General features: G+C 66.7%; 24 protein-coding genes. 9 read left to right on the top strand and 15 right to left on the bottom strand.

What is annotated here, in order from left to right; translation table 11 throughout:
• Positions 1-2 precede the first annotated feature (2 nt).
• The 4 genes from hpf to PVZ77_RS24970 are packed head-to-tail and all read left to right on the top strand — an operon-like array spanning position 3 to position 1,954.
• Positions 3-311, top strand: a complete 309-nt coding sequence (gene hpf / locus PVZ77_RS24985) for a ribosome hibernation-promoting factor, HPF/YfiA family (RefSeq protein ID WP_007159519.1) — start codon at positions 3-5, stop codon at positions 309-311.
• Between the two features lie 18 nt (positions 312-329).
• Positions 330-794: a PTS IIA-like nitrogen regulatory protein PtsN gene (gene ptsN, locus PVZ77_RS24980; protein ID WP_273808720.1), complete on the top strand. Its 465-nt coding sequence runs from the start codon at positions 330-332 to the stop codon at positions 792-794.
• A 1-nt stretch (position 795) separates the two neighbouring features.
• Positions 796-1,650, top strand: a complete 855-nt coding sequence (gene rapZ, locus PVZ77_RS24975; RefSeq protein ID WP_133859841.1) for an RNase adapter RapZ — start codon at positions 796-798, stop codon at positions 1,648-1,650.
• A 31-nt stretch (positions 1,651-1,681) separates the two neighbouring features.
• The gene (locus PVZ77_RS24970; protein WP_133859842.1) at positions 1,682-1,954 is read left to right on the top strand and encodes an HPr family phosphocarrier protein; all 273 of its coding nucleotides are present in this window, start codon (positions 1,682-1,684) and stop codon (positions 1,952-1,954) included.
• 67 nt (positions 1,955-2,021) lie between these two features.
• On the opposite strand, the gene PVZ77_RS24965 is transcribed toward PVZ77_RS24970, so the two are convergent.
• Positions 2,022-2,636 (bottom strand): superoxide dismutase, encoded by a 615-nt coding sequence (locus tag PVZ77_RS24965; protein WP_133859843.1) that lies wholly within the window; start codon positions 2,634-2,636, stop codon positions 2,022-2,024.
• Positions 2,637-2,861: 225 nt separating this feature from the next.
• A complete protein-coding gene (gene pmbA, locus PVZ77_RS24960; RefSeq protein ID WP_273808719.1) occupies positions 2,862-4,211 on the bottom strand; it encodes a metalloprotease PmbA in 1,350 nt (449 codons plus the stop codon).
• Between the two features lie 92 nt (positions 4,212-4,303).
• On the opposite strand from pmbA, the gene yjgA reads away from it, so the two are divergent.
• The gene (gene yjgA, locus PVZ77_RS24955; RefSeq protein WP_273808718.1) at positions 4,304-4,828 is read left to right on the top strand and encodes a ribosome biogenesis factor YjgA; all 525 of its coding nucleotides are present in this window, start codon (positions 4,304-4,306) and stop codon (positions 4,826-4,828) included.
• Positions 4,829-4,863: 35 nt separating this feature from the next.
• Here yjgA and tldD read toward each other — a convergent pair whose 3' ends face one another.
• The 8 genes from tldD to mreB all read right to left on the bottom strand — a co-directional run bounded on the left by tldD (position 4,864) and on the right by mreB (position 16,402).
• Positions 4,864-6,309, bottom strand: coding sequence for a metalloprotease TldD (tldD, locus tag PVZ77_RS24950; RefSeq protein ID WP_273808717.1), 1,446 nt, complete (start codon positions 6,307-6,309; stop codon positions 4,864-4,866).
• A 128-nt stretch (positions 6,310-6,437) separates the two neighbouring features.
• On the bottom strand, positions 6,438-7,274 hold the full coding sequence (locus tag PVZ77_RS24945; protein ID WP_273808716.1) for a carbon-nitrogen hydrolase family protein: 837 nt from the start codon (positions 7,272-7,274) through the stop codon (positions 6,438-6,440).
• A 58-nt stretch (positions 7,275-7,332) separates the two neighbouring features.
• Positions 7,333-11,163, bottom strand: coding sequence for a YhdP family protein (locus PVZ77_RS24940; protein ID WP_273808715.1), 3,831 nt, complete (start codon positions 11,161-11,163; stop codon positions 7,333-7,335).
• Between the two features lie 12 nt (positions 11,164-11,175).
• Positions 11,176-12,630 carry a ribonuclease G gene (gene rng / locus PVZ77_RS24935; RefSeq protein ID WP_273808714.1) on the bottom strand — a complete coding sequence of 485 codons (1,455 nt, stop codon included), beginning with the start codon at positions 12,628-12,630 and terminating at the stop codon, positions 11,176-11,178.
• 76 nt (positions 12,631-12,706) lie between these two features.
• Positions 12,707-13,294 (bottom strand): Maf family protein, encoded by a 588-nt coding sequence (locus PVZ77_RS24930; protein WP_273808713.1) that lies wholly within the window; start codon positions 13,292-13,294, stop codon positions 12,707-12,709.
• A 276-nt stretch (positions 13,295-13,570) separates the two neighbouring features.
• Positions 13,571-14,059: a rod shape-determining protein MreD gene (gene mreD / locus PVZ77_RS24925; RefSeq protein ID WP_133859851.1), complete on the bottom strand. Its 489-nt coding sequence runs from the start codon at positions 14,057-14,059 to the stop codon at positions 13,571-13,573.
• Positions 14,059-15,240 (bottom strand): rod shape-determining protein MreC, encoded by a 1,182-nt coding sequence (gene mreC, locus PVZ77_RS24920; RefSeq protein WP_405046275.1) that lies wholly within the window; start codon positions 15,238-15,240, stop codon positions 14,059-14,061. Before mreC ends, mreD begins: the two co-directional genes overlap by 1 nt.
• Before the next feature lie 124 nt (positions 15,241-15,364).
• Positions 15,365-16,402: a rod shape-determining protein MreB gene (gene mreB, locus PVZ77_RS24915; protein WP_133859853.1), complete on the bottom strand. Its 1,038-nt coding sequence runs from the start codon at positions 16,400-16,402 to the stop codon at positions 15,365-15,367.
• A gap of 232 nt (positions 16,403-16,634) precedes the next feature.
• Here mreB and gatC point away from each other — a divergent pair, with 232 nt between their 5' ends.
• The 4 genes from gatC to PVZ77_RS24895 all read left to right on the top strand — a co-directional run bounded on the left by gatC (position 16,635) and on the right by PVZ77_RS24895 (position 20,510).
• The gene (gene gatC / locus PVZ77_RS24910) at positions 16,635-16,922 is read left to right on the top strand and encodes an Asp-tRNA(Asn)/Glu-tRNA(Gln) amidotransferase subunit GatC (protein WP_133859854.1); all 288 of its coding nucleotides are present in this window, start codon (positions 16,635-16,637) and stop codon (positions 16,920-16,922) included.
• Positions 16,923-16,930: 8 nt separating this feature from the next.
• Positions 16,931-18,382: an Asp-tRNA(Asn)/Glu-tRNA(Gln) amidotransferase subunit GatA gene (gene gatA, locus PVZ77_RS24905; RefSeq protein ID WP_273808712.1), complete on the top strand. Its 1,452-nt coding sequence runs from the start codon at positions 16,931-16,933 to the stop codon at positions 18,380-18,382.
• A gap of 14 nt (positions 18,383-18,396) precedes the next feature.
• Positions 18,397-19,845, top strand: a complete 1,449-nt coding sequence (gatB, locus tag PVZ77_RS24900; RefSeq protein ID WP_273808711.1) for an Asp-tRNA(Asn)/Glu-tRNA(Gln) amidotransferase subunit GatB — start codon at positions 18,397-18,399, stop codon at positions 19,843-19,845.
• 266 nt (positions 19,846-20,111) lie between these two features.
• Positions 20,112-20,510 carry a septal ring lytic transglycosylase RlpA family protein gene (locus PVZ77_RS24895; RefSeq protein WP_273808710.1) on the top strand — a complete coding sequence of 133 codons (399 nt, stop codon included), beginning with the start codon at positions 20,112-20,114 and terminating at the stop codon, positions 20,508-20,510.
• A gap of 8 nt (positions 20,511-20,518) precedes the next feature.
• Here PVZ77_RS24895 and PVZ77_RS24890 read toward each other — a convergent pair whose 3' ends face one another.
• The 5 genes from PVZ77_RS24890 to PVZ77_RS24870 all read right to left on the bottom strand — a co-directional run bounded on the left by PVZ77_RS24890 (position 20,519) and on the right by PVZ77_RS24870 (position 26,268).
• Complete coding sequence (locus tag PVZ77_RS24890) at positions 20,519-21,538, bottom strand: alginate lyase family protein (protein WP_273808709.1); 1,020 nt, start codon at positions 21,536-21,538, stop codon at positions 20,519-20,521.
• A 256-nt stretch (positions 21,539-21,794) separates the two neighbouring features.
• A complete protein-coding gene (gene kdgD, locus PVZ77_RS24885) occupies positions 21,795-22,706 on the bottom strand; it encodes a 5-dehydro-4-deoxyglucarate dehydratase (RefSeq protein ID WP_273808708.1) in 912 nt (303 codons plus the stop codon).
• A 133-nt stretch (positions 22,707-22,839) separates the two neighbouring features.
• Positions 22,840-23,592 (bottom strand): FadR/GntR family transcriptional regulator, encoded by a 753-nt coding sequence (locus PVZ77_RS24880; protein WP_273808707.1) that lies wholly within the window; start codon positions 23,590-23,592, stop codon positions 22,840-22,842.
• Between the two features lie 83 nt (positions 23,593-23,675).
• The gene (locus PVZ77_RS24875; RefSeq protein ID WP_273808706.1) at positions 23,676-25,409 is read right to left on the bottom strand and encodes an ABC transporter ATP-binding protein/permease; all 1,734 of its coding nucleotides are present in this window, start codon (positions 25,407-25,409) and stop codon (positions 23,676-23,678) included.
• Positions 25,410-25,707: 298 nt separating this feature from the next.
• A complete protein-coding gene (locus tag PVZ77_RS24870; protein ID WP_007159542.1) occupies positions 25,708-26,268 on the bottom strand; it encodes a response regulator transcription factor in 561 nt (186 codons plus the stop codon).
• Positions 26,269-26,271 lie beyond the last annotated feature (3 nt).

The raw sequence follows: 26,271 nt of genomic DNA, 5'->3' as shown, positions 1-26,271 counted from the left end.
GTATGCAAGTCAACATCAGTGGCCATCAGCTTGAAGTGACAGAAGCCCTGCGTGACTACATCGGCGAGAAACTCGCCCGCCTCGAACGGCACTTCGACCGTATCACCAACGTCCAGGTCATTCTGGAAGTGGACAAGCTCAAGCAGAAAGCCGAAGCCACCCTGCACGTCGCCGGCGCCGCGGTGGTTGCCAATGCCGAGCACGACGACATGTATGCCGCCATCGATCTCCTGGCCGACAAGCTCGACCGCCAACTGATTAAACACAAGGAAAAATCGATCGAACGCCAGCAGGGCGTCGGCGTCCGCTGAGGTTTCGATCGCCGCTTTATGATCAGACTCGAAAACATCCTGACCCCCGGCCGCACCCAGACGGATGCGCCGGGTGGCAGCAAAGCCGCTGTACTGGAACGCATCGCCGAACTGGCCGCGCAGGAACTGCCCGGCCACGACGCGGCGCACATCCATGAATGCCTGATGGCGCGCGAGCGCCTGGGTTCGACCGGTTTCGGCAACGGCATTGCCATTCCCCACTGCCGCCTGGCGGGTCTGCAGCAACCGCTGTGCGTGCTCTTCCACCTGCAGCAACCGGTCGACTTCGACTCCCTGGACGGCGCTCCGGTAGACCTGGTGTTCGTCCTGCTGGTCCCGGAAGCCGCCACCGAGCAGCACCTCACGCTGCTGCGCCAGATCGCCGGCATCCTCGATCGCGCCGACATCCGCGAGCGGCTGCGCAAGGCCAGGGACAGTCAGGCGCTCTATCAGATCGTCGTCGAGGCCCAGAGCGGACACTGACATGCACCTCATCATCGTGAGCGGACGTTCCGGGTCGGGCAAGAGTACGGCGCTCAACGTGCTTGAGGACAATGGCTTCTATTGCATCGACAACCTGCCGGCTAGCCTGCTGCCCGATCTGGCCCAGCATGCGCTGACCGACATGGAGCGCCCCCAGCCCAAGGTCGCCCTCTCCATCGATGCGCGCAACCTGCCCAGTCAGTTGCAACGCTTTCCCGAATTGCTCGAACAGGTGCGCAGTCGCAACATCCGCTGCGACGTCCTCTACCTGGATGCCGATGACCAGGCGCTGCTCAAGCGCTTTTCCGAGACGCGCCGCCGGCATCCGCTGTCGAACCAGGAAAGGTCCCTGGCCGAGGCCATTCACGACGAACAGGTGCTGCTGTCGCCCATCGCCGACCTGTCCGACCTGAAGATCGACACCACCCACCTGAATCTCTATCAGCTGCGCGACATCCTCAAGTTGCGCCTGCTGAACGCGCCGGAGCCCGGTACCGCCTACCTGGTGGAATCCTTTGGCTTCAAGCGCGGGCTGCCGGTGGACGCGGACATGGTGTTCGATGTGCGCTTCCTGCCCAATCCCTACTGGAAACCGGACCTGCGCGACTTTTCCGGACTGGATGCGCCGGTACGCGACTATCTCGAGCAACAGCCCGAGGTAGAGACCCTGTACAATGACATCCGCGATTACCTGGTGAAGTGGCTGCCGCGTTTTGCCGCCAACAACAGGTCCTATGTGACCGTCGCCATTGGTTGTACCGGTGGTCATCACCGCTCGGTCTATCTGGCCGATCGCCTGGGTCGCGAACTCAAAGACCTGCTCAAGAACGTCCAGATTCGTCACCGCGATCTCTGACGCCCGTTTTGTTTCGACAAGGACAGACTCAATGCCTGCCCAACAGATCACCATCATCAACAAGCTGGGCCTGCACGCGCGTGCGGCTGCCAAGTTCGTCGGCGTGGCCGGCCGCTATCCCGCCAGCATTCGCGTCGGTCGCAGTGGCGAGCCGCCCGTGGATGGCAAGAGCATCATGGCGGTCATGATGCTGGCCGCTGGCAAGGGCACGGTGCTGCAACTGGAAACTGAGGGTGAACAGAGCGACGAGGCCATGCGTGCCCTGGTCGAGCTGATCAACAACTACTTCGACGAAGGTGAGTGATCGGCCCTGCTCCAGCATCGCCCAATAAAAAAGCCGCCCGAAGGCGGCTTTTTTATTGGGCGTCGACTCAGGCGTTCAGCGCCGCTTCGTAGCGACGGGTCACTTCCGGCCAGTTGATGACGTTGAAGAAGGCGCCGATGTACTCGGGACGGCGGTTCTGGTAGCGCAGGTAGTAGGCGTGCTCCCAGACGTCCAGGCCGAGGATCGGGGTGTTGCCGGTCATCAGCGGGCTGTCCTGGTTGCCGGTGCTCTCGACCACCAGCTTCTTCTCGGGGGTGACGCTCAGCCAGGCCCAGCCACTGCCGAAGCGGGTCAGGGCAGCCTTGGTGAAGGCTTCCTTGAAGGCATCGAAGCCGCCCAGCTGGGACTCGATGGCTTCGGCCAGGGCGCCTTCGGGCTTGCCACCGGCGTTGGGGGCCATCACGGTCCAGAACAGGCTGTGGTTGGCATGGCCGCCACCGTTGTTCTGCACGGCGCCGCGCTTGTCCTGGGGCAGCTTGTCCAGCTGGCGAACCACGTCTTCGGCCGACAGGTTGGCGAACTCGGTGCCTTCCAGCGCCGCGTTCAGGTTGTTGATGTAGGTCTGGTGATGCTTGGTATGGTGGATTTCCATGGTCTGGGCATCGACGTGCGGTTCCAGCGCGTCGTAGGCGTAGGGCAGCTGAGGCAGAGTATGCGGCATGCGGATTGTCTCCATGGTGGCTTTGGTATGGACCCATCGCCCTTGGGCGATGGGGTGTACGGCTGGTGCGCCACGGCGCACCGTCTGAAGCCTGGGCCGTCCGGTCAGCGGATTCGACCGCACGGCTATGTCCTAGTGCATTGCTAGGATACTAACGAGTAACGGGGTGGGCTGTCTCGCGTTCGACAGGATTTTCCTTTCCACGACGTCTGCGGCGACCTGCAACTAGCTGCCCGCCAGGGTCATGCCATCGATCAACACCGAGCCGGTGCGCAGACTGCCGCGGCGTTCCACGTCGCTGCCCACGGCCAGGACCTGGCGGAACATGTCGCCCAGCCGTCCGGCGATGGTGACCTCCTGGACCGGAAACTGGATCTCGCCATTCTCGATCCAGAAGCCGCCCGCGCCACGGGAATAGTCACCGGTGACCAGGTTGGTGCCCTGCCCCATCATTTCCGTGACCAGAAAGCCGGTGCCCATCTGCCGGATCAGTTCGGCCTGATCCGCCGTGCCGTGGCTGACATGGAGGTTGTGCACGCCGCCGGCATTGGCCGTGCTCTGCATGCCCAGCTTGCGCGCGGAATAGCTGCCGAGCACATAGGACACCAGGCGGCCGTTCTCGACGAAGGGCTTGGCGTAGGTGGCCAGCCCCTCGCCGTCGAAGGCGGCACTGCCCAGGGCGCGCGGCAGGTGCGGCCGCTCGTCCAGGGTCAGCCACTCGGGAAACACCTGCTGGCCCAGGGCGCCTTCGAGGAAGGACGACTTGCGATAGAGGTTGCCGCCGGAGATGGCGGCGAGAAAGGTGCCAAACAGACCGGCCGCCATTTCCGGGGAAAACAGCACCGGGACCTTGGCGGTGGGCACCGGCCGCGCGCCCAGGCGACTCACGGCACGCTCGGCGGCGCGGCGGCCGATTTCCTCGGCACTCATCAACTCGCTGCCGATCCGGTTGACGTCGTAGTAGTAGTCGCGCTGCATGGCCTCGCCACTGCCGGCGATCATCACGCAGCTCAGGCTGTGGCGGGTGCTGGCATAGCCGCCGACGAAACCGTGGCTGTTGCCGTACACCCGGCAGCCCTGGTGGGTGTTGAGGGTGGTGCCGTCGGCGTTGCCGATGCGACTGTCGGCGGCATAGGCCGCCGCTTCACAGGCCAGGGCCTGCTCGATGGCCTGCTCGGGGGTGATGTCCCAGGGATGATAGAGGTCGAGATCGGGCAGCTCGCCGCGCGCCATCAGCTCGGCGTCGGCCAAGCCCGCGCAGGGATCCTCGGAGGTGTGCTTGGCGATGGCCAGGGCCGCGGCCACGGTTTCGCGGATCGCCTCGGGACCGGTGGCGGAGGTGCTGGCCGAGCCTTTGCGCTGACCGGCATAGAGGGTGATACCGAAGCCCTGGTCGCGATTGAATTCGACCGTTTCCACCTCGCCCTTGCGCACCGAGGTGGACAGACCCTGGTCGACCGAGACGGCCACTTCACCGGCACTGGCGCCCTGGCGCCGGGCCTCGGCCAGGATGGCCTCGACCTGTTCGCGCAATTCGGGGAGCGCGGCGGGACCCACGGCGGCGTTGCGATTCATGACGTTCTCCTTACGGACGGCGCCGGCCAGGCCGGACAACCGTGCGGCAACTCGTTATGATGGCGCCCATTCTTAGCTGGACCCCATAGTTCATGGTTGATTCTTACGACGACGACGCGCCGCTGGGCGAAAAGAGCAAGACACAGGTCAAGCGCGAGCTGCATGCGCTGCAGGATCTGGGCGAACGCCTGGCCGGCCTGCCGGCCGAGCAGCTGGACCGCCTGCCGCTGACCGATCCGCTGCGCAAGGCCCTGGCCGACGCGCCCAAGCACAAGACGCACATCGCGCGCAAAAGGCATATCCAGTACCTGGGCAAACTGATGCGCGACCAGGACCTGGAAGCCATCCTGGCGCTGGCCGACCAGATGGACACCTCGACGCGGCAGTACAACGAGCGCTTCCATGCCCTGGAGCGCTGGCGCGACCGCCTGATCGCCGAGGGCGACCAGGCGCTGGAAGCCTTCGTGGCGCTGTATCCGGAAACCGATCGCCAGCATTTGCGCGGCCTGGTGCGGCATGCCCAGCACGAGGCCGCGCACAACAAGCCGCCCGCGGCGGCGCGCAAGGTGTTCAAGTACATCCGCACCCTCGACGAGAGCCAGCGCGGTCTGCGCTAGGTCTCTGTCCGCGATGGCCACGGCCGGCGCCCGCATCAGGCGCCGGTGCCGCCCACGGTGATGGCATCGATCTTCAGGGTCGGCTGACCCACGCCCACCGGCAGTGACTGGCCGTCCTTGCCGCAGGTCCCTACCCCCGCATCCAGCGCCAGGTCGTTGCCGACCATGGACACCCGGTTCATGACCTCGGGGCCGTTGCCGATCAGGGTGGCGCCCTTCACCGGGCGACCGAGCTTGCCGTTCTCGATCAGATAGGCCTCGTTGGTGGTGAAGACGAACTTGCCGCTGGTGATGTCCACCTGACCGCCGCCCAGGCTGGCGCAATAGATGCCCTTCTCCACCGAGGCGATGATCTCGGCCGGATCGCTCTGGCCGGCCAGCATGTAGGTGTTGGTCATGCGCGGCATGGGCAGGTGCGCATAGGATTCGCGGCGACCGTTGCCGGTGGGCGCCACGCCCATCAGCCGGGCGTTGAGCTTGTCCTGCATGTAGCCCTTGAGGATGCCGTTCTCGATCAGCACGTTATAGCCGCTGGGGGTGCCCTCGTCGTCGATGGACAGGGATCCGCGACGATCCGGCAGGGTACCGTCGTCGACGATGGTGCACAGCGAGGACGCCACCTGGCGACCGAGCTGGCCGCTGTAGTTGGAGCTGCCCTTGCGGTTGAAGTCGCCTTCCAGGCCATGGCCGACCGCCTCGTGCAGCAGCACGCCGGACCAGCCGGCGCCCAGGACCACCGGCAGGGTGCCCGCCGGGGCCGCGGTGGCTTCGAGGTTGACCAGCGCCTGGCGCACCGCTTCGCGGGCATAGCCCAGGGCGCGGTCGTCACGCTGGAAATAGCGGTAGTCGCAGCGACCGCCGCCGCCGCTGTTGCCGCGCTCGCGGCGGCCGTTCTGCTCGACGATGACACTGACGCCCAGGCGTACCAGCGGGCGTACGTCGGCCGCCAGGGTGCCGTCGACCGCGGCCACCAGGGTGCGCTCCCAGACCCCGGCCAGGCTGATGGTGACCTGCTGGATACGCGGGTCCAGGGCGCGGGTCGCCTCGTCCAGCTGCTTCAGGAAGCTGACCTTGGTGGCGCGATCCAGCACCTCGAGGGGATTGTCCTGGCCATAGAGCCGCTGCGCCGGCTCCACCGCGCGAAACGCCTGGACCTGGCCCTCGGCGCCGCTGCGGGAAATGGAACGCGCGGCCTGGGCGGCCAGATCCAGGGCCTCGCCGGTAATGGCGTTGCTGTAGGCGAAACCGGTCTTCTCGCCGGACAGCGCCCGCACCCCGACGCCCTGGTCGAGGTGGAAACCGCCTTCCTTGACGATGCCATCCTCCAGCAGCCAGGACTCGGAGACGATGCTTTGGAAATACAGGTCGGCGGCGTCGATGCCGGGCCCGGCCAGACGCTGCAGCACGGGTTGCAGATCGTCCACCGCGAGTCCGCCGGGGCCCAGCAGGGCCGAGCCGACGCTATTCAGGTAATCACTCATGGAAACTCCAAACGACGCCAACAGGGGCGCCGGAACGATGAAAGGGTCGCGAGGTGACCTCTAGCCTACTCGCGGAAGTGACTGATCCCTGATGCAAAAGACCAATGGGCGCCATTGCCGTTCGGCTCCTAGTGGCCAGCCAGGCGCGCCGGCGCGAAGCGGCGGTGCTGGATGACGGGCATTCGCTGGCGCAATCGGCCCTGGCGCTCGGCATCGCGCTCGATGAGCAGCACGGCCTCGCCACTGGCCTGGACGGCAAGCACCTCGCCCCAGGGATCCACGGCCATGGCGTGGCCCCACGTCGTGCGGCCATTGGCATGGACACCGCCCTGGGCGGCGCCCAGCAGGTAGCTCTGGGTCTCCACCGCCCGGGCGCGCAGCAATAGCTCCCAATGGGCCTGGCCAGTGGGCACGGTAAAGGCCGAGGGGGCGCTGATCAGCTCCGCACCGGCGGCGCGCAGGGCGCCGTAGAGTTCGGGAAAGCGCAGGTCGTAGCAGACGGTCAGGCCCAGGCGGCCGACCGGGGTATCCACCACCGTGAGGGTCTCACCGGCGGCATAGTGATCGGATTCGCGATAGCTGCCCTGGCTGTCGCTGACGTCGGCATCGAAGAGATGCAGCTTGTCATAGCGGGCGACGCGGCGACCCTGGTCGTCGAACAGCAGCGAACAGGCACAGGGCTTGCCCTCGGTCGCGCCGTCGGGCAGCAGCGGCAGGGTACCGGCGAGCAACCAGAGCCCCAGCTCGCGCGCCCGACCGGAGAGCCAGGGCAGGATCTCGCCCTGCCCCAGCGCCTCGGCCCGCGCCAGTTCGGCAGGGGCTGGATGGCCGATGGCGACGAAGTTTTCCGGCAGCACCGCCAGGCGCGCGCCCGCTCCGGCAGCGCGTTCGAGCAGTCGCTCGGCGGCGCGCAGATTGGCCGCCACCGCGGGACCGCTGACCATCTGCAGGATGGCTATGGACATGCAGGCACTCCAGAAGGGAGCGTCCATCCTAAGCAGCGGCGCGGCCGCAGGGCAATGCTCAATCGCGCTTGCCCGTGGTCATGGTCGGATTCTGCCAGGGGCCTTCGATATGGTAGTTGATGCTGGCCATGCGCGTGATGCGATCGCCGATCAGCCGATCGACGATGAACAGCGCGCCACCGATGGCCGGCGCCCCAGCGATCAGCGCGGCCAGCGGCAGGGAGTTGCTGACCGGCAGCCCCACCTTGAGGTTGGCATCGACCCGGTTGCTGGCCATGTCCAGCAGGCCTTGCAGACTCATCTCGGCACCCGGCCCGCTGAGGCTGATGGGCTTGCGGGTGCGGAAGGCACCCTGCTGGGCGTCGAGCACCCCGGTGATGCTGTCGTAACTCAGGCCCTTGCCGAACAGATCGGAGAAATCCAGCCGCAGGCGGCGGCGGATGGATTCGAAATTGAGCAGACCGAAGATGCGCAGCGCCGAGGCCGTGCCTTCCACCTGGCGCAACTGGCCGTCATTGAAGCGGGCATCGAGGCTGCCATTGAGCCGGGCCAGGGCGACATAGGCTGGCGAGCCGGGCCAGTCGACCCGGGCATCCAGGCGGAAATCGCGACTGGTGACGCTGGAGGCGAAATTCCAGCCCAGCAGGATATCGGCGATGTTGCCGCCGGCGAGGCGGCCCTGGTAGTAGCTGTGGGTTGCACCTGGCGCGCCTTCCCAGCGGAGCGCGCCCTGTACCTTGAGGCCCCGCAGGTCGAGATCCAGGGCGTTGAAGTTGGCGCCCGAGGGCGAAGGCCTGAGCTGCAGGCGCTGGGCACCCACCAGACGGCCACCCAGCTCCAGGCGATCGATGACCAGATTCAGCGCCGGCAGGCTGCGCGGATCGACGTCGGCCAGCGGATCGGGGCGCGGCGCCTCGCTTTCCACCGAGGGATCCGCCGGCGTCTGGGGAATGCGTAGGTGCTGCAGGTTGATGTCGATCGGCTGGCCGGTCTGGCGCGGGATGCGCACCTGGCCGGCGATGGTCTGGCTGGCCAGGCCGAGTTGCCAGGCAGAGCCCTGGGGTTCATAGGTGAGCCGCAGGTTGTCGATCTGTTGCCCGAACGCCAGGAAGCGCCCGAAGTTGAGATCGCCCCGCCCGAGGCTGGAGACGTCCAGGGTATTGCCACCGCCCGGCCCTGCACTGCCGCCGCTCCCCGCCCTGCCATAGCGCTGGTAGATGTCCTGCCAGGCGGCCAGATCGAATTCCGCCAATTGCCCGCGCAGGTCGTAGCCGGCGGCGGTGGGCAGATTGGCGGTGCCGCCGCCCAGCACGATCTCGCCGCGGCCCTTGGCGATGGCCTTGGGGTCGAGCAGCAGCACGGCATCGGCGAGGCCCTTGTAGGTCGCCTCGACCCGCCGCTCGCCCTCGTTGAGTGCCAGGCTGAAGAAGCCGTCACGCGCCTCGTCGGCGTGTTTGCCGAAGGGCGCCGGCAGATCGACGGTCACCCCGCGCAGATCCGAGGTGACCGCCAGTTCGCTGTGCTCGGCCAGGATCAGGCCGAGGCGATAGCCGAGCAGGCCACGCGCCGGGATGGGCCGACCTTCGCTGCCCAGCCAGCGCGCCAGCTGGTCGACGTCGACCCGGCCGTCCACCACCAGCCGGGTGCGCGGATCGTCGGGTTTACCCTCGGCCAGCGCCTGACCGCGAATGGGCTGATCGAAGACCCGCGCATGGATGTCGGGGGCACTGAGGCCGCTGCGGGTGTCGTAGCGGAAGGTGCCGCGCAGCTCGGTGAGGGTCAGCGGGGGATCGGCCAGCTCCAGGCGCGCCTTGTCCGGTGTCAGCTCGACCACCACCACCGGTGGCTGCCCCTTGGCCAGGGGGATGTCCAGATTCAGGCTGCTGTTGGCGAGCGCGCCCTCGCCCTTCCAGCCGGCAAAGACCTTGGCGGTCGGCAGCGGCGTTTCCTGAAGGATCTTCAGGCCATCGCGTACGCTGCTGTCGAGTAGCGCGCTGAGCCGCAGGTGGGGTGCGCTGCCATCGTGCAGCAGCGGAATGCGCGCCTCGACGTCCCTGACCCGGGTGTCGAGGATGCGGCCTTCGGGGAACTGCACCTTGACCCCGTCGCTTTCGATGAAGACATCGCCGCGCGCCTCGCGCAGGGCGGGCCAGCCGGGCTGGTAGGCCAACTGGGCGTCGTGCACCCGGAAGAACAGACTCATGGTGCGCGAGTGCGCCGGCGAGCCGTGGCGCAGCGAACCCTGGTACTGGTAGATGCCCTCGTCGATGCGGCCGCCGACGATGGCGGTGGTCAGCCACTGGGCCAGCTCCGGGCTGAAATCCGTGGCCGGCAGCTTGGTCGGCAGGTACTTGCGGGTGTAGCTGGCGTCGCCATCCTTGAGGCCGACGCGCAGGTCCATGTAGCTGTCCACTTCGGGATGCAGGCCGAGCTGGATATGCATGTCGCCACTGGCGGCGCCTTCCGGCCCGGTGACCTGCATCAGGGCGCTGCCCAGGGTGAAGCGCTGGTCGTCGAGACTCCAGGTCAGCCGCGCCCTGGCGGTGCGATAGCGCCAGGGCTCGGGAAAGAGGTCGCTCAGGTGCAGCATGAAGTCGGTGGTATCCAGGCGCAATTCGCCACCGCCCAGGCTGCCGCTCAGGCTGCCGGTGACGCCCTCGGCGGCCGGGGCGCCGTGATAGGCGGCAAAGCCCACCCGTTCCAGGTTGGCCGCATAGGTCAGGCGCTCGCGCAGCGGCTTCTGCGGATAGAAGTCGGCGTTGAGGTTGCGCAACTGGCCATGGGGCGCCAGGGCCTGGAGCGCCTGGGCGACCGGCGCCGGCAGGGGCGCCAGGTCCCGCGCCAGCCTGGCGGCCTGCCTGAGATCCAGCTGGTCGCCGCGCACCTGCAGGTGCTGGGCGGTGCTGTCATAGCCCAGGCCATAGCGGGCCTCCAGCGGCTTGCCGTCGAGCTGGGCCTTGAGCGCCAGGGCTCCACGGTACTGGCTGGCGTCACCGGCCTGCTGGTCGGCGTCCAGGGTCAGGCCCTGCAGGCGCACCGGAGGATGATCGGCATAGGCGAGCGTCAATTCATCCGCCTTCAGGCGCAGGTGCGAGCGCTCTAGTCGACCTTCGGCCCAGGCGAACCAGAGCTCGCCTTCCGCCTGGGCACGCCGCAGTTGCCACTGCCGGGTCAGGGCCGCCGGCACCCAGCGGGACCAATCGCTGGCGGGCAGGCTGAGATAGCCTTCGACGGTACTGGCACGCCAGTCTTCGGGACGCGGCATGGCGGTGAAGTGCGCCGCTACCGTGCCACCGTCGGGCAGCCGGAAACGGGTCGCCAGTTCCAGGGCGCCGCTGAGCTGCCGGGACAGACTGGCCTCGGCATACCTCAGGGTCACCGGCGAACCCTGCTGGGGAATCAGGCTGAGCTGGCTGTCCAGCAGACTGGCATGGCCCAGACGTGCCAGGCCATCGAGCAGCGGACCCGGATCGAAGGGCTTGGCATCCGGCGCTCGCGGCGGCAGGCCGCGCAATTGCCAATGCCCCTGGGCGTCTTCCTGCAGGACCAGATGGACGCCATCGACCTGCACGGACTTGAGCCGCAGCTGACGATGCCAGAGGCTGCCGAAGACATCCGGCACCACCTGGAGATGATCCAGCTGCACCATGCCCTCGCCGCGACCCAGGGACAGATCGCGCAGGATCAGCACCGGATTCCAGCGGGCCCAGCGTCCTTCGAGCCGGCCCAGGCGCACCGGCTCGCCGAGCACCGCCGCAGCGCGTGACTCGACTTCATCGCGGTATTCGCCGACCCAGGGCATGAGCAACCGCCCCAGGCCGAGGTAGAGCGTCAACAGGACGAGCACCAGCAGCGCCAGACCCAGCGCGCCGCGTTTGAGCAGGGACATCAAGACCCGGACCTAGAGCAGCACGACATCGTACTGCTCCTGGGAATACATGGTCTCGACCTGGAATTTGACGGTGCGGCCGATGAAGGCCTCGAGATCGGCGACGTTGCCCGATTCCTCGTCCAGCAGCCGATCCACCACCTTCTGGTTGGCCAGCACCAGGTAGGAATTGGCCTGGTAGGCCCGCGCCTCGCGCAGGATCTCGCGGAAGATCTCGTAGCAGATCGTCTCGGCGGTGCGCAGGATGCCGCGCCCCTGGCAGTTGGCGCAGGGCTCGCAGAGCACCTGGGACAGGCTCTCGCGGGTGCGCTTGCGGGTCATCTGCAAGAGGCCCAGTTCGGTGATGCCGATGATGTTGGTTTTGGCATGGTCGCGTTCGAGCTGCTTTTCCAGGGTACGGATCACCTGGCGCTGGTGCTCTTCGTCTTCCATGTCGATGAAGTCGATGATGATGATGCCGCCGAGATTGCGCAGCCGCAGCTGGCGGGCGATGGCGGTGGCCGCCTCCAGATTGGTCTTGAAGATGGTCTCTTCCAGATTGCGATGGCCGACGAAGGCGCCGGTGTTGACGTCGATGGTGGTCATGGCCTCGGTGGGGTCGATCACCAGATAGCCACCGGACTTGAGCAGCACCTTACGCTCCAGGGCCTTCTGGATCTCGTCTTCCACGCCATAGAGGTCGAAGATCGGCCGCTCGCCCGGATAGTGCTCCAGCCGCGTCGCCACCTCGGGCATCAGCTCCTCGACGAACTGGCCGATGCGCTGGAAATTCTCGCGACTGTCGACGCGGATCTTTTCCGTGCGCGGCCCGACCAGATCGCGCAGGGCGCGCAAGGCCAGGGTCAGGTCTTCGTAGATGGGCACCGGCGTCGGTCCCTGGAGGTTTCCGGAGATCTGCTGCCAGAGCCGCCGCAGGTAGCGGATGTCGGCGAGGATGTCTTCTTCGCGCGCCGCCTCGGCGGCGGTGCGCAGGATGAAGCCGCCCTCGTGCTCGATGCCCTCGCTCTCCACGCAGCGCGCCATGATCGCCTTGAGGCGCTCGCGCTCGGCTTCGTCCTCGATCTTCAGCGAGATGCCGACGTGGGAGGTGCGCGGCATGTAGACCAGGTAGCGCGAGGGGATCGACAGGTGGGTAGTGAGGCGGGCGCCCTTGGTGCCTATGGGATCCTTGGTGACCTGCACCACCAGCGTCTGGCCCTCGCGTACCAGGGCGTTGATGCTTTCCACCGCCGCACCTTCGCGCTGGGAGATCTCGGCGGCGTGGATGAAGGCCGCACGCACCAGGCCGATGTCGATGAAGGCCGCCTGCATGCCCGGCAGCACCCGCACCACCCGCCCGCGATAGATGTTGCCGACGATGCCGCGTCTCAGGGTGCGCTCTACGTGCACCTCCTGCAGCACACCGTTTTCCACGACGGCGACACGGGACTCCATGGGCGTGATGTTGATGAGGATCTCTTCGCTCATGGAGGACTCTTGGACGACGTGGAAGGGCAGAAAGGGGACCGTGGCGCCTGGCGCCTCAGGACGGGGTATTCGGCCGTCAGACAGACCGCCAACAAGGGATGGCGAAAGCGCTCAGCAGTTCCGCCGTCTCGCACAGCGGCAGCCCTACCACGGCGCTGTAACTACCCACCAGGCCGCGCACGAAGACCGCGCCGGCGCCCTGGATGGCGTAGCTGCCGGCCTTGTCGCCCGGCTCGCCGGTGTCCCAGTAGCGTTCGGCCTCGCCGGCCGCCAGGGGGCGGAATTCCACCTCGGCGGACACCACGCGACTCAGGCAGCGCTCGCCATCGGCGACGGCGACGCCGGTCACCACCCGGTGCCGACGTCCGCTGAGCGCGGCGAGCATGGCCAGGGCGTCGGCGCGATCCCGGGGTTTGCCGAGCAGCTGGTCATCGAGCACCACGCAGGTATCGGCGCCCAGCACGCAGCCAGCGGAGGCACCGGCCAGCACCTGCCAGCCCATGGCCGCCTTGGCCCGCGCCAGGCGTTCGACATAGGCGTCCGCCGCCTCCCCCGAATGCGGGGTTTCGTCCACCGTTGCGGCGACCTTCTGAAAGGCCACGCCGATCTGTTCGAGCAGTTCGGCGCGGCGGGGCGAAGCGGAGGCGAGGTAGAGCTGGGACATCGACAACAACCAGACGGCGGGGGGATGACGGGAGAATGCCAGCCTGTTGCAGGTGAAACCAGCCTAGGCTTTGTCTGACAAGTGCTGCGCTCGATCATGCGGCGGTAAAAATCAACTCGGAAGGCTCATCTACCCTTCGTGAGCTCGTGCGCGAGCCCGGTCCGCTTCCTCGCTGCCTTGATTCGCTAGCGCTCATCCTTCGGGCCAGCCTTCGGCCGTCACTCGTTGGTCGTCGCGCCTTGCCTGACCTTCGCTCGGCGACTTTTCAGACGAGCCTCAGTTGACGCCGAATCTGAGGCGCAGTCCGCGCAGCAGCAGATAGATCCACGGCCAGAGCAGCGCGCTGACCAGCGAGGGGGTGAGAAACACCAGGGTCGGTGGCCGGCTGCCGGCCAGGGCATTGAGCCACAGCGCCAGCAACTGGGCGATGCCGTAGACCACCAGCAGCACGAAACTCTGCTGCCAGATGGGAAAGGCCCGCAGCCGCTGCGCCAGGGAGCGCACGAGAAAGACCACCAGGCTCAGTACCAGGGCGGTCTGGCCCAGCAGGTTGCCGTAGAGGACGTCTTCGGCGATGCCCATCGTCCAGGCGGTGAACAGGCCGACGCGGTGCGGCAGGGTCAGGGTCCAGAACGTCAGCAACATGGCCAGCCACAGCGGCCGGCCGATCTCCATGAACTCGGGCATGGGCACGACGGACAGCAGCAACCCGACCAACAGGGTGAGCCAGATCACCCACCCGTTGTGGCCGATGCGCAGCGCCATCAACGATCACCCTCGTCCGGCAGTTCCGGTGCGGGTTGCTGGGTCCGGCGCTGCGGTTGGGTGGCGTTAGCTGCCGGGTGGCCGGGCGTGGCGGTCGCGCCCGACGCCGGTGGCTTGGCCGGCGTCGCCGGATGAGCCGCGTTGCCACTCGCATTCGCGGGCGGCTTGGTCGGCGTGGCGGGATGGGCCGAGCTGCTGCCCTGGCCCGCGGGCGGCTTGACCGGCGTCGCGCTGCGACTGCCGGTGCCGGTGCCGGTAGCGGGCGCCGGCGTGGCGTTGGCGGCCGCCGGCTGCGCAGCCGAGGCGCCGGCCGGCGGCGGATTCGCCGGCGCCGCCGGGCGCTGGGCCGCATGGCGATCGGCGGCTTCCTGGGCCTCGGCGGCATCGTTGGCGCGCTGCTCCGGCGTGCGGGTATCGCTGAACACCAGCAGCATGTAGCGGCTGCGATTGAGCTTGGCGGTGGGAATGGCGCGCACCACGGCGAAGGGTTGCCCCGAGTCGTGGATCACCTTGGACACGGTGGCCACCGGATAGCCCGCCGGAAAGCGCTGGCCCAGGCCGGAACTCACCAGCAGGTCGCCTTCCTTGATGTCGGCGGTGTCGGCCACATAGCGCAGTTCCAGCCGCTCGGGATTGCCGGTACCGACGGCGATGGCGCGCAGGCCGTTGCGATTGACCTGCACCGGAATGCTGTGGGTCACGTCGGTGAGCAGCAGCACCCGCGCCGAATAGGGCATCACCTCCACCACCTGGCCCATCAGGCCGCTGGCGTCGAGCACCGGCTGGCCGACGAAGACGCCGTCCTTCGCGCCCTTGTCGATGATGATGCGGTGGGTGTAGGGATTGGGGTCGACGCCGATCAGTTCGCCGACCAGCACCTTGTCGTCCACCAGGGCGGCGGAATTGAGTAGCTCGCGCAGGCGCACGTTCTGTTCGGTGAGGGCGGCGAGTTTCTGCAGGCGGCGCTGCAGCAGCAGTTGCTCAGCCTTGAGCCGCTCGTTTTCCGCCATCAGTTCGGTGCGGCTGGAAAACTGGTCGCTGACGCCTTCCCAGGCGCGCAGGGGGAAACCCGCCACCTCATAGAGGGGCGAAAGGACCAGTGCCAGTTCGCTGCGTACCGGTTTCAGGTAGTCGAAGCGCGCGTCGGTGACCATGACACCCACCGAAAGGGCGGCCAGGATCAGCAGACGAATGCCCAGCGCCGGGCTTTTGCTGAAAATCGGCTTGATGGTGAGTTCCTCGCAGAACGCGCCCCGCTCCGGCCGCCAGGAGCAGCCGGAGCGGGGCCTGTAGCCTGGAACTGCCTTATTCGGTGGACAGCAGGTCCATGGCGTGGCGATCCATCATGTCCAGCGCCTTGCCGCCGCCACGGGCCACGCAGGTCAGCGGGTCTTCGGCGACGATCACCGGCAGCCCGGTTTCCAGCGACAGCAGCTTGTCCAGGTCGCGCAGCAGGGCGCCACCACCGGTCAGCACCAGGCCACGCTCGGCGATGTCGGAGGCCAGCTCCGGCGGCGACTGCTCCAGGCAGCTCTTGACCGCCTGGACGATGGTCGCCAGGGATTCCTGCATGGCTTCGAGCACCTCGGTGGAATTGAGGGTGAAGCTGCGCGGTACGCCTTCGGCCAGGTTGCGGCCCCGGACGTCGATCTCGCGGACCTCGCCGCCCGGATAGGCGGTACCGATTTCCTGCTTGATGCGTTCGGCGGTGGATTCGCCGATCAGGCTGCCGTAGTTGCGGCGCACGTAGGTGACGATGGCTTCGTCGAAGCGATCGCCGCCGACGCGGACGGATTCGGCATAGACCACGCCGTTCAGCGAGATCAGGGCGATCTCGGTGGTGCCGCCGCCGATGTCGACGACCATGGAGCCATGGGCTTCCTCGACCGGCAGACCGGCGCCGATGGCCGCGGCCATCGGCTCCTCGATCAGGAACACCTCACGGGCACCCGCGCCCAGCGCGGATTCGCGAATGGCGCGGCGCTCGACCTGGGTCGACTTGCAGGGCACGCAGATCAGCACCCGCGGACTGGGCTGCAGGAAGCTGTTCTCGTGCACCTTGTTGATGAAGTATTGCAACATCTTTTCGCAGACGCTGAAGTCGGCGATGACGCCGTCCTTCATCGGGCGGATGGCGGCAATGTTGCCCGGCGTCCGACCAAGCATGCGCTTGGCGTCGGTACCGACGGCGACGACGCTCTTCTGGTTGCCATGGGTACGGATGGCGACGACCGACGGCTCGTTGAGCACGATGCCACGCTCGCGGACATAAATCAGGGTGTTGGCGGTTCCCAGGTCGATCGACAGATCGCTGGAGAACATGCCACGCAATTTCTTGAACATGAGGTGACCCTAGGCGGTGACAAGCAGGCACGCGACAGGACAAACGTGCGGGTAAAAAAGTGCGGCAGACTCTAACAATCGCAGGGATTTAGGGCAAGGCGCCGATATGCTAGATTGAGAGCTTTTCCGGGCCGTTAAGCCCCTGTTCAACGCGGCGCCCGACCTGCCCAGCCCGTCTCCAGCATACGCGGCCGCCAACCGGGTCACGCCGCCTTCCTGCTTGGAGAAGCCGATGGCGCTCGAACGCACCGACGTCGAAAAGATCGCTCACCTGGCCCGTCTGGGTCTCGATGAAGCGGATCTCGCCGCTACCACCGCCACCCTCAACGACATCCTCGGCCTCGTCGACCAGATGCAGGCCGTGGATACCACGGGTATCGCCCCCCTCGCCCACCCGCTGGAGGCCACCCAGCGCCTGCGACCCGACCAGGCCACTGAAGGCGACCGGCGCGAGGCCTACCAAGCCATCGCCCCGGCCGTGGAAGCCGGCCTGTACCTGGTTCCCAAGGTGATCGAGTGAGACACGACATGCATCAGCTGACCCTGACCGAAATCGCCGCCGCCCTGGCCGCCAAGGATTTTTCCGCCGAGGAACTGACCCGCGGCCTGCTGCAGCGGATCGAGCAGCTCGACCCCCGGCTCAACAGCTTCATCACCGTGACCACCGACCAGGCGCTGGCCCAGGCGCGGGCTGCCGACGCCCGGCGCGCCGCCGGCGAAAACGGCGCCCTGCTCGGTGCGCCGCTCGCCCACAAGGACCTGTTCTGCACCCAGGGGGTGCTGACCAGCTGCGGTTCGAAGATCCTCACCGGCTTCAAGGCGCCCTATGACGCCACCGTGGTGGAGCGGCTGGCCGCGGCTGGCGCCGTCTCCCTCGGCAAGCTGAACATGGACGAATTCGCCATGGGTTCGGCCAACGAATCCAGCCACTACGGCCCGGTGAAGAATCCCTGGGACGTCACCCGGGTGCCGGGTGGCTCTTCCGGCGGCTCCGCCGCGGCCGTGGCCGCGCGCCTGCTGCCGGCCGCCACCGGCACCGACACCGGCGGCTCGATTCGCCAGCCGGCGGCCCTGACCAACCTCACCGGCATCAAGCCCACCTACGGCCGCGTCTCGCGCTGGGGCATGATCGCCTACGCCTCCAGCCTCGATCAGGGCGGCCCGCTGGCGCGCACTGCCGAGGATTGCGCCCTGCTGCTGCAGGCCATGGCCGGTTTCGACCCCAAGGACTCCACCAGCGTCGACCAGCCAGTGGACGACTATCAGGCTGCCCTGCAGCAGCCGCTGAGCGGCCTGCGCATCGGTCTGCCGCGGGAATACTTCGGCGCCGGCCTGGACGCCCGCATCGGCGAGAAGGTGCTGGCCGTGGTCGAGGCGCTCAAGCAGCTCGGCGCCACCGTCAAGGACATCTCCCTGCCCACCCTGCAGCACGCGATTCCGGCCTATTACGTCATCGCCCCGGCCGAGGCCAGCTCCAACCTGTCGCGCTTCGACGGCGTGCGCTTCGGCTATCGCTGCGAGAATCCGGTCAATCTGGAAGATCTCTACAAGAGATCCCGTGGCGAAGGCTTCGGCGCCGAGGTGAAGCGCCGCATCATGGTCGGCACCTATGCCCTGTCGGCCGGCTACTACGACGCCTACTACCTCAAGGCCCAGCGCATCCGCCGGCTGATCAAGAACGACTTCGTCGCGGCCTTCGCCGAGGTCGACGTCATCCTCGGCCCGACCACGCCGAACCTGGCCTGGAAACTCGGCGAGAAGAGCGACGACCCGGTCTCCGCCTACCTCGAGGACCTCTACACCATCGCCGCCAACCTCGCCGGCATTCCGGGCCTGTCGATGCCGGCCGGCTTCGTCGACGGCCTGCCGGTGGGCGTGCAACTGCTCGGCAACTATTTCCAGGAAGGCCGTCTGCTCAACGTCGCCCACCAGTACCAGCAGGTCAGCGACTGGCATCGCCAGGCGCCGAGCGGCTTCTGAGGAAGGATAGAGACATGCAATGGGAAACCGTGATCGGGCTTGAGATCCACGCTCAGCTCAGCACCCAATCGAAGATTTTCTCCGGCAGCGCCACCAGCTTCGGCGCCGAGCCCAATGCCCACGCCAGCCTGGTCGACCTCGGCATGCCCGGCACCCTGCCGGTGCTCAACGCCGAGGCCGTGCGCATGGCCTGCAAGTTCGGCCTGGCCATCGATGCCGAGATCGCCGAGCGCAACGTCTTCGCGCGCAAGAACTACTTCTACCCGGACCTGCCCAAGGGCTACCAGACCAGCCAGATGGATCATCCCATCGTCGGCAAGGGGCACCTGGACATCACCCTGGAAGACGGCACCGTCAAGCGCATCGGCATCACCCGCGCGCACCTGGAAGAAGACGCCGGCAAGAGCCTGCACGAAGACTTCCACGGCATGAGCGGCATCGATCTGAACCGCGCCGGCACGCCGCTGCTGGAGATCGTCTCCGAGCCGGACATCCGCAGCGCCAAGGAAGCCGTGGCCTACGTCAAGGCCATCCATGCCCTGGTGCGCTACCTGGGCATCTGCGACGGCAACATGGCCGAGGGTTCGCTGCGTTGCGACTGCAACGTCTCGGTGCGCCCCAAGGGCCAGGAGGCCTTCGGCACCCGCGCCGAGATCAAGAACGTCAACTCCTTCCGCTTCATCGAGAAGGCCATCAACCACGAGGTCCAGCGCCAGATCGAGCTCCTCGAGGACGGTGGCAAGGTCGTGCAGGAAACCCGCCTGTACGATCCCAACAAGGACGAGACCCGCTCCATGCGGAGCAAGGAAGAAGCCAACGACTACCGCTACTTCCCCTGCCCCGACCTCTTGCCGGTGGTGATCGAGCCGGCCTTCCTGGCCGAGGTGCGCAGTCAGCTGCCCGAGCTGCCGACCGAGAAGCGCGATCGCTTCAAGAGCGAGTACGGGCTGTCGGTCTATGACGCCAGCGTGTTGTCCGCCAGCCGCGAACTGGCCGACTACTTCGAGGAAGTCCAGCGGGTGAGCGGCGATGCCAAGCTGGCGGCCAACTGGGTGATGGGTGAATTGTCGAGCCTGCTCAACAAGCAGGACCTGGACATCGCCCAGGCGCCGGTGAGCGCGGCCCAGCTGGGCGGCCTGATCCTGCGCATCAAGGACGACACCATCTCCGGCAAGATCGCCAAGATGGTGTTCGAGGCACTGGCCGCCGGCGAAGGCGCGAGCGCCGATGCCATCATCGAAGCGAAGGGCCTCAAGCAGGTCACCGACAGCGGTGCCATCGAGGCCATGCTGGACGAGGTCCTGGCCGCCAACGCCGCCCAGGTCGAGCAATATCGCGCCAGCGACGAAGCCAAGCGCGGCAAGATGTTCGGCTTCTTCGTCGGTCAGGCGATGAAGGCTTCCAAGGGCAAGGCCAACCCCGGCCAGGTCAACCAGCTGCTCAAGCAGAAACTGGAAGGCTGACGGCAGTCGCACGGGGTTACGGACCGGGGCTGACAGCCCCGGTCCTGGTGTGGTGTTGCAGACGTTCGCGCAAGAATTAGCGAGTGATTTTTTGACGGTTCGGCGCCGCGACGCGTCATAGCAGAGCTGTGGCGGGGAGCGGCAACGCCGCCGGGACGGTCCACCGCCGCGGCCGAAAAAGCGCCGCCAAAATTGTGTAGATGGCTTCTGAATCACCACACTCATCCCTTAAGCTGCTGCCGGTCGTTTTGCCAGGAGGCATCGAGATGCATCGGATCCACCGTGCCGGACTGCTGTCGCTGGTCCTGCTGTTCGCCGGTTGCGCCAGTCAGGAAAGCTTCCCGCCCACGCTGTCCTCCAGCGCTGTCCATGACTATCAGGACACCGGCATGGCGTCCTTCTACTCCAAGTGGCACGCCGGTCGCCGCACCGCCAGCGGCGAAAAATACGACCCTGGCGCCCTGACCGCCGCCCACCGCACCCTGCCCTTCGGCACCCGCGTCCAGGTCACCAACCTGGCCAACGGCCGCAGTGTGGTGGTCCGCATCAACGATCGCGGCCCGACGGTTCGTCGACGCCTGATCGACCTGTCGCGCAGCGCGGCCGATCGGCTCGACATGGTGGCCGACGGCACCTCCCGGGTCAGCATCCGCAGCCTGGACTGATACGGGCGCTAGCCCTGACAGGCCGGGGCATAGGCCCACAGTAGCCGGGACGGTGTCGCAGCGAGCTGTCGGGCGATGGACGCATAGCGCGGGTCGAGCAGACTGGCCGACCAGTACAGGTTTCTGGCGCCCTGGGGCTGCCAGGGACCCGCATAGCCGGGCAGCCCGGCCTGGGCACGCTGCACATCGAAGCGTACCGTCGTATTGCGGAACTCCTCGTGGCTGCGCTGACCCTGCGCATAAGGCAGCAACCAGTCGAGCGCCCTGGCCAGGGTCTGGCCTTCAGCGCCAGGCAAGTGCAACCAGTCCTCGCCGCGACCCTGGGCTACCGCCGCCGCCAGTACCAGGGGTTCGAGGTCGTAGACGACATAGTGCAGGGCATCGCGCTCACCGAAGTCCAGCACCTCGCCATCGGGCTTGAGATTGACCGACAGCTGCGCCACGAAGGCCGCCCGCGCCCGGGCGAACAGCGCCGGATCGTCCAGCGCACCGGCGGCCAGGGTCGCCAGCTTGATCCTGTGACTCTGCCAGTTGTTGCTCCAGACCCCGTGGGCATTCCCCCGATGCGCCTCCATCTGCTGCAGATAACCCTCGGCCAGGGTCTTGATGAAGGCGCGGGAACGCCGGGCCGTTGCTGCGGGAAGGTCCGCCGCGGTCAGCTGATAGGCAACGATGAGGCTGCTCAGGTTGGTTTCGTCGATGGGCTGGAAGCTGGGCCGATACCCTGGCAGCCAGGCATCGAGATAGCTGCCCAGGCGCGCCAGGGCCACGGCATCGCGACTGTCCCGCCAAGCCAGCGCCAGATCGAGCATGTAGCCGAAATCCCGTACCGCCGCGGCGGACTGGTCGTGGATGCCGGTATGCGGCAGGGTCCCTGCGGTATGGATGACCGGCAGCGCCCGGGGCCCGGCCGCTGGAGGATGACTGACCGCCTGCGCCAGCGCCGCGGCCGAGGGCGGTCTTGCCGCCAGGCAGGTCGTGTGTCCGGGGGATGCAGCCAGGGCGAGATACAGCAGGGCGGCGCTCATGGCGGGGATCTCCAAGCGAAGCGTTGCTCAGGAAAGGGCTGGAGCGCCACCCTGCCCGGCTTCGCGCTCAGGCGCGCTGGCCTGCTCAGCCTCGCACCCGGTCCTTAGCGATAGCTTAAGCCGGTCGCCTCCCGCCGCGTGCTACCAAGGTCTGCCAACCCCGGCGAGCGGGCAAAAAAAAGCCCGCGACCAAGCGACTGGCCGCGGGTTGTGCAACGGGAGGAGAGATGCCGGAGCACCTCCCGGGTAGCGGACCTTACTGCGGACCGAGCTTGTCCATCAGCGCGGCCAGTTGCTCGTATTCGTCCCGCTTGAGATCGGTCAGCGGGGTCCGCACGGGACCGGCGTCGTAGCCGGCGATCTTGGCGCCCGCCTTGACGATGCTGACGGCATAGCCGGCGCAACGGTTGCGGATTTCCAGGTACGGCAGGAAGAAGTCGTCGATCAGCTTGCCAACCGCCTCGTGATCGTCACGGGCGATGGCTTCGTAGAATTGCACGGCGGTCTTGGGAACGAAGTTGAACACGGCCGAGGAATAGACCGGCACGCCCAGCGCCTTGTAGGCGGCGGCATAGACTTCGGCGGTGGGCAGGCCGCCCAGGTAGCTGAAGCGATCGCCCAGGCGACGGCGGATGGCGACCATCAGCTCGATGTCACCCAGGCCATCCTTGTAGCCGATCAGGTTCGGGCAGCGCTCGGCCAGTTGCTCCAGGTGATGGGGCTGCAGGCGGCAGACGTTGCGGTTGTAGACCACCACGCCGATCTTGACCGATTTGCAGACGGCTTCGACATGGGCGGCCACGCCGTCCTGGCTGGCTTCGGTCAGGTAGTGCGGCAGCAGCAGCAGACCCTTGGCACCCAGGCGCTCGGCTTCCTGGGCATAGGCGATGGCCTGGCGGGTGGAGCCACCGACACCGGCGAGGATCGGCACGCTGCCCTGGCAGGTGTCCACCGCGGTCTTGATGATGCCGCTGTATTCGCTGGCTTCCAGCGAGAAGAATTCACCGGTGCCGCCGGCGGCGAACAGCGCGGTCGCGCCATAGGGGGCCAGCCACTCCAGGCGCTTGGCATAGGTGTCGGGGCGGAAGTCGCCGTTGGCATCGAAGTCGGTCAGCGGGAAGGACAGCAGACCTGAAGAGAGGACGTGTTTGAGTTCTTGTGGAGTCATCTTGAGTGCCTCGGCAAAGGTTGGACTGAGGTGCGGCAGGTCCGCTACCTGTTGTAAGTCATCGTACAACCTCTTTTATGGAAGGGGCAAGCCCCAACCAGAAAAATGCTCCTTAAGATGCTCCCACCCTGTTTCAGAGCTCTTCCGCCTGACGCTCCATTTCTTCGTGGGCGCGTCTCAGACGCTCGCGACTGTTGCTCAGGTGCAGCCGCATGGCGGCGCGAGCCGCTTCCAGGTTGCCGTCTTCGATGGCCTGGAGGATGGCTTCGTGCTCCGCATCCAGACGGCGCTGGTAGAGCTGCTGGTCATCGTGGGCGAGATAGGCGGAATTGAGGCGGGTCCGGGGAATCAGCACCGTGCCCAGGTAGCTCATGATGTCGCTGAAATAGCGATTGCCGGTCGAGCTGGCGATCAGCAGGTGCAGCTCCAGGTCGGCGCTTACCGCGCGATCAGGCTCTTCGACGCCGGTGCGCATGGCTTCCAGCAATGCCCACATGGCCTGCAGTTGCTCGGCCGAGCGACGCTGGGCGGCCAGGCCCGCGGCCTCGACTTCCAGGCTGATGCGCAACTCGAGCATCGCCAGCACGTCCTTGAGGGTGGTGATGGTGGCCGGATCGATCGGCAACGGCGACTCGGGGCGCCGCTCCAGCACGAAGGTGCCGATGCCGTGGCGAGTCTCCACATAGCCACCGGCCTGCAGTCGGGAAATGGCCTCGCGCACCACGGTGCGGCTCACGCCCTGGGCCTGCATGATGGCCGACTCGGTGGGAAGCTTGTCGCCGGGCTGGAACTGGCCGTCGCCGATCTGCTGAATCAGCACCCCGACGACCTCTTCTGCCAGGCTACGGGGTCTTTTTCGGGGGCGGGATACGGTGGGTGCTGACATGGATTCTCGTACCGATTGAAGGGACTCTGGAATCATAGCACCCCCCTCTTCCCAAACGCCCGATTTAGACCGCTTAGTCCATATCAGGATGCCTCGCCAACCGCTCTAGGACGCAGCTCTTGACCCTCCAGCAGCAGGTGGCGACGGTGGTAGGCGCGCAGACTCGGACGATGGCCGACGCTGACCAGGGTCAGGCCGGGGTTTTCCGCCAGCAGGCGTTCATAGAGCGCGCGCTCGTCCGCTTCGCTCAGCGCCGAGCTGGCTTCGTCGAGAAACAGCCAGTCGGGGGCATAGAGTAGCGCCCGGGCCAGGGCGACGCGCTGCTGCTCGCCCGGCGACAGGGTACGTTCCCAATGACGGCTTTCGTCGAGGTGCTCCACCAGCTGGTCCAGGCGACAGTGCCGCAGGACTTCGGTCAGGCGCTCGTCGGTATAGGCTTCCACGGGTTGCGGATAGGCCAGGGCTTCGCGCAGGGTGCCAATGGGCAGATAGGGCTGCTGCGGCAGGAACAGCTGGCGACCCGGCGGTACGGCGATACCGCCCTGCCCTTGCCGCCAGAGTCCGGCGAGGGCGCGCAACAGGGTGCTCTTGCCACTGCCCGAAGCCCCTTCGATCAGCAGGTGTTCGCCACGGGCGATGCGCAGATCGGTGGGATGCAGCAGCAACCGGCCGGCGGCCCCCAGGGAGAGCCCTTCCAGGATCAGGTCGCTGTCACTGGCATGAGGCACCAGGATATCGGTCTCCTGGCTGAATTCGGCCATGGTCTCGCGGAAGGTCAGCAGACGGTCGGAGACGGCGCGCCAGCCGGCCAGGCTGACATAGGCGTCGACGAACCAGCTGAGACTCTCCTGGACATTGCCGAAGGCCGAGTTGATCTGCATCAGGTCGCCCAGCTGGATCTTGCCGGAGAAGTAGCGCGGCGCCGCCAGCACGAAGCCGGCGATGATCGCGATCTGGCTGTAGCCGGCGGTGAAGAAGGTCAGCCGCTTGGTGTAGTTCATCACCAGATGGTAGTTGCCCCAGACATAGCCGAAGCGATCCAGCAGGCGCCGGTGCTCGTTGGCTTCGCCGCGGAACAGCGCCACGCTCTCGGCCTTCTCGCGGACGCGGATCAGGCCGAAGCGCAGGTCGGCTTCATAGCGTTGCTGCTGGTTGTAGAGACCGATCAGCCGACGGCCGATCAGATGGGTCAGCCAGGTACCGACGGCGGCGTAGATCAGCGCCGCCCAGAACATATAGGCCGGGATGGTGATGCCGAACAGGGTGATGTCGCCGGAGATGCCGAACAGGATGACGCCGAAGGACACCAAGCTGACCACGGTACGGATGAAGCCCAGCCCCAGGCTCAGGGTGGTGTCGGCGAAGTCGCGGATGTCTTCGGTGAGGCGCTGGTCGGGGTTGTCGGCGCCGCCTTCGCGCTCCAGCTGGTAGTAGTTGCGATCGGACAGCCAGAGGCCGAAGTGCTTTTCGGTCAGCCAGCGCCGCCAGTTGATGGTCAGCGCCTGGGTCAGATAGAGCCGGTACACGGCCAGCAGGATGGCGGTGGCGGCCAGTCCGCAGAAATACAGCATCAGCCGGATGAAGGCGGCCAGATCGCGATTCTGCAGGGCATCGTAGAAATAGCGGTACCAGGTGTTCAGGGCCACCGAAAGGCCGACCCCGGCCAGGGACAGGGCGATGACCACGGACAGCAGGAGCCAGGCCTTGCCTTTCTCCTCGCTGCGCCAGTAGGGGGTGATCAGGGCCCAGACGCGGGCCAGGAAATGTCCACGGGAAGCCCCGTAGACGGAGGGCACGGGTACGGCGGATTCGGACATGCTCGGACTCTCAAGGACTGCTCAACGAGACGCCTGCACAGCCTATGCCGGAAAGCCTGAACGAATTCTGACTGAAACAATGTAACAGTTTGTCGCCCACGGCGATCATGGGCGATGGCAAGAAGAAAGAGCCTGTTCAAAGTCGCGCGAGCTAGAGCCAAACAAGGCCTGGGCGGCCCCGCGAAAACACCTGAGGAAGCGGATCGGACCCGCGCTCGGGTTTACGAGTGGTAAATGAGCATTCCGAAGGTCTTTTCAACGCCGGTTGGCCGACGCGCAGCCGACTTTGAACAGGTTCTCAGCGACGTACCGGACGCTTCTGCAGCTTGCGCTGCAGGGTACGGCGGTGCATGCCCAGGGCGCGCGCGGTCGCCGAGATGTTGCCTTCGTGCTCGGACAGCACCCGCTGGATGTGTTCCCACTGCAGGCGGTCCACCGACATGGGATTGTCCGGCACCAGGGTGTCGAGATCGGCGTGCTGGGCGAGCAGGCCGGCCAGGACGTCGTCGGCATCGGCCGGCTTGCACAGGTAGTTGGTGGCGCCGCGCTTGATGGCTTCCACCGCGGTGGCGATGCTGGAATAGCCGGTGAGGATCACCACGCGCATCTCCGGGTGCAGCTCCAGCAGCTGGGGCAGCAGCACCAGCCCCGAGTCGCCTTCCATCTTCAGGTCGAGCACGGCGTAGTCCGGCAGGTCTTCCTTGGCCAGTTGCAGGCCTTCCTCGGCGCTGTCGGCGATGGACACGCGCAGACCGCGGCGGTCCATGGCGCGGGCCATCACCCGGGTAAAGGTGGGATCGTCGTCGACCAGCAGGATATGGGGCTGGTCGTCGAAACCGCTGTTGAGGTCGTCAGTCATAGA

The sequence above is a fragment of the Pseudomonas sp. SHLD1 genome, from assembly GCF_028640935.1.
Classification (GTDB): Bacteria; Pseudomonadota; Gammaproteobacteria; order Pseudomonadales; family Pseudomonadaceae; genus Chryseomonas; species Chryseomonas aestiva.
The sequence above is the reverse complement of the archived record's forward strand: the minus strand, read 5'-3'. Positions and strand labels throughout refer to the sequence as shown.

Excerpts from the sequence above, each read along its gene's own strand:
- gatB (WP_273808711.1), top strand. The coding sequence starts at position 18,397 with ATGCAATGGGAAACCGTGATCGGGCTTGAGATCCACGCTCAGCTCAGC.
- PVZ77_RS24965 (WP_133859843.1), bottom strand. The coding sequence starts at position 2,636 with ATGCCGCATACTCTGCCTCAGCTGCCCTACGCCTACGACGCGCTGGAA.
- gatC (WP_133859854.1), top strand. The coding sequence starts at position 16,635 with ATGGCGCTCGAACGCACCGACGTCGAAAAGATCGCTCACCTGGCCCGT.
- PVZ77_RS24895 (WP_273808710.1), top strand. The coding sequence starts at position 20,112 with ATGCATCGGATCCACCGTGCCGGACTGCTGTCGCTGGTCCTGCTGTTC.
- PVZ77_RS24875 (WP_273808706.1), bottom strand. The coding sequence starts at position 25,409 with ATGTCCGAATCCGCCGTACCCGTGCCCTCCGTCTACGGGGCTTCCCGT.
- PVZ77_RS24880 (WP_273808707.1), bottom strand. The coding sequence starts at position 23,592 with ATGTCAGCACCCACCGTATCCCGCCCCCGAAAAAGACCCCGTAGCCTG.
- tldD (WP_273808717.1), bottom strand. The coding sequence starts at position 6,309 with ATGAGTGATTACCTGAATAGCGTCGGCTCGGCCCTGCTGGGCCCCGGC.
- hpf (WP_007159519.1), top strand. The coding sequence starts at position 3 with ATGCAAGTCAACATCAGTGGCCATCAGCTTGAAGTGACAGAAGCCCTG.
- mreD (WP_133859851.1), bottom strand. The coding sequence starts at position 14,059 with ATGGCGCTGCGCATCGGCCACAACGGGTGGGTGATCTGGCTCACCCTG.
- gatA (WP_273808712.1), top strand. The coding sequence starts at position 16,931 with ATGCATCAGCTGACCCTGACCGAAATCGCCGCCGCCCTGGCCGCCAAG.
- rapZ (WP_133859841.1), top strand. The coding sequence starts at position 796 with ATGCACCTCATCATCGTGAGCGGACGTTCCGGGTCGGGCAAGAGTACG.
- ptsN (WP_273808720.1), top strand. The coding sequence starts at position 330 with ATGATCAGACTCGAAAACATCCTGACCCCCGGCCGCACCCAGACGGAT.
- yjgA (WP_273808718.1), top strand. The coding sequence starts at position 4,304 with ATGGTTGATTCTTACGACGACGACGCGCCGCTGGGCGAAAAGAGCAAG.
- rng (WP_273808714.1), bottom strand. The coding sequence starts at position 12,630 with ATGAGCGAAGAGATCCTCATCAACATCACGCCCATGGAGTCCCGTGTC.
- PVZ77_RS24940 (WP_273808715.1), bottom strand. The coding sequence starts at position 11,163 with ATGTCCCTGCTCAAACGCGGCGCGCTGGGTCTGGCGCTGCTGGTGCTC.
- PVZ77_RS24870 (WP_007159542.1), bottom strand. The coding sequence starts at position 26,268 with ATGACTGACGACCTCAACAGCGGTTTCGACGACCAGCCCCATATCCTG.
- PVZ77_RS24890 (WP_273808709.1), bottom strand. The coding sequence starts at position 21,538 with ATGAGCGCCGCCCTGCTGTATCTCGCCCTGGCTGCATCCCCCGGACAC.
- pmbA (WP_273808719.1), bottom strand. The coding sequence starts at position 4,211 with ATGAATCGCAACGCCGCCGTGGGTCCCGCCGCGCTCCCCGAATTGCGC.
- kdgD (WP_273808708.1), bottom strand. The coding sequence starts at position 22,706 with ATGACTCCACAAGAACTCAAACACGTCCTCTCTTCAGGTCTGCTGTCC.
- PVZ77_RS24930 (WP_273808713.1), bottom strand. The coding sequence starts at position 13,294 with ATGTCCCAGCTCTACCTCGCCTCCGCTTCGCCCCGCCGCGCCGAACTG.
- mreB (WP_133859853.1), bottom strand. The coding sequence starts at position 16,402 with ATGTTCAAGAAATTGCGTGGCATGTTCTCCAGCGATCTGTCGATCGAC.
- PVZ77_RS24945 (WP_273808716.1), bottom strand. The coding sequence starts at position 7,274 with ATGTCCATAGCCATCCTGCAGATGGTCAGCGGTCCCGCGGTGGCGGCC.
- PVZ77_RS24970 (WP_133859842.1), top strand. The coding sequence starts at position 1,682 with ATGCCTGCCCAACAGATCACCATCATCAACAAGCTGGGCCTGCACGCG.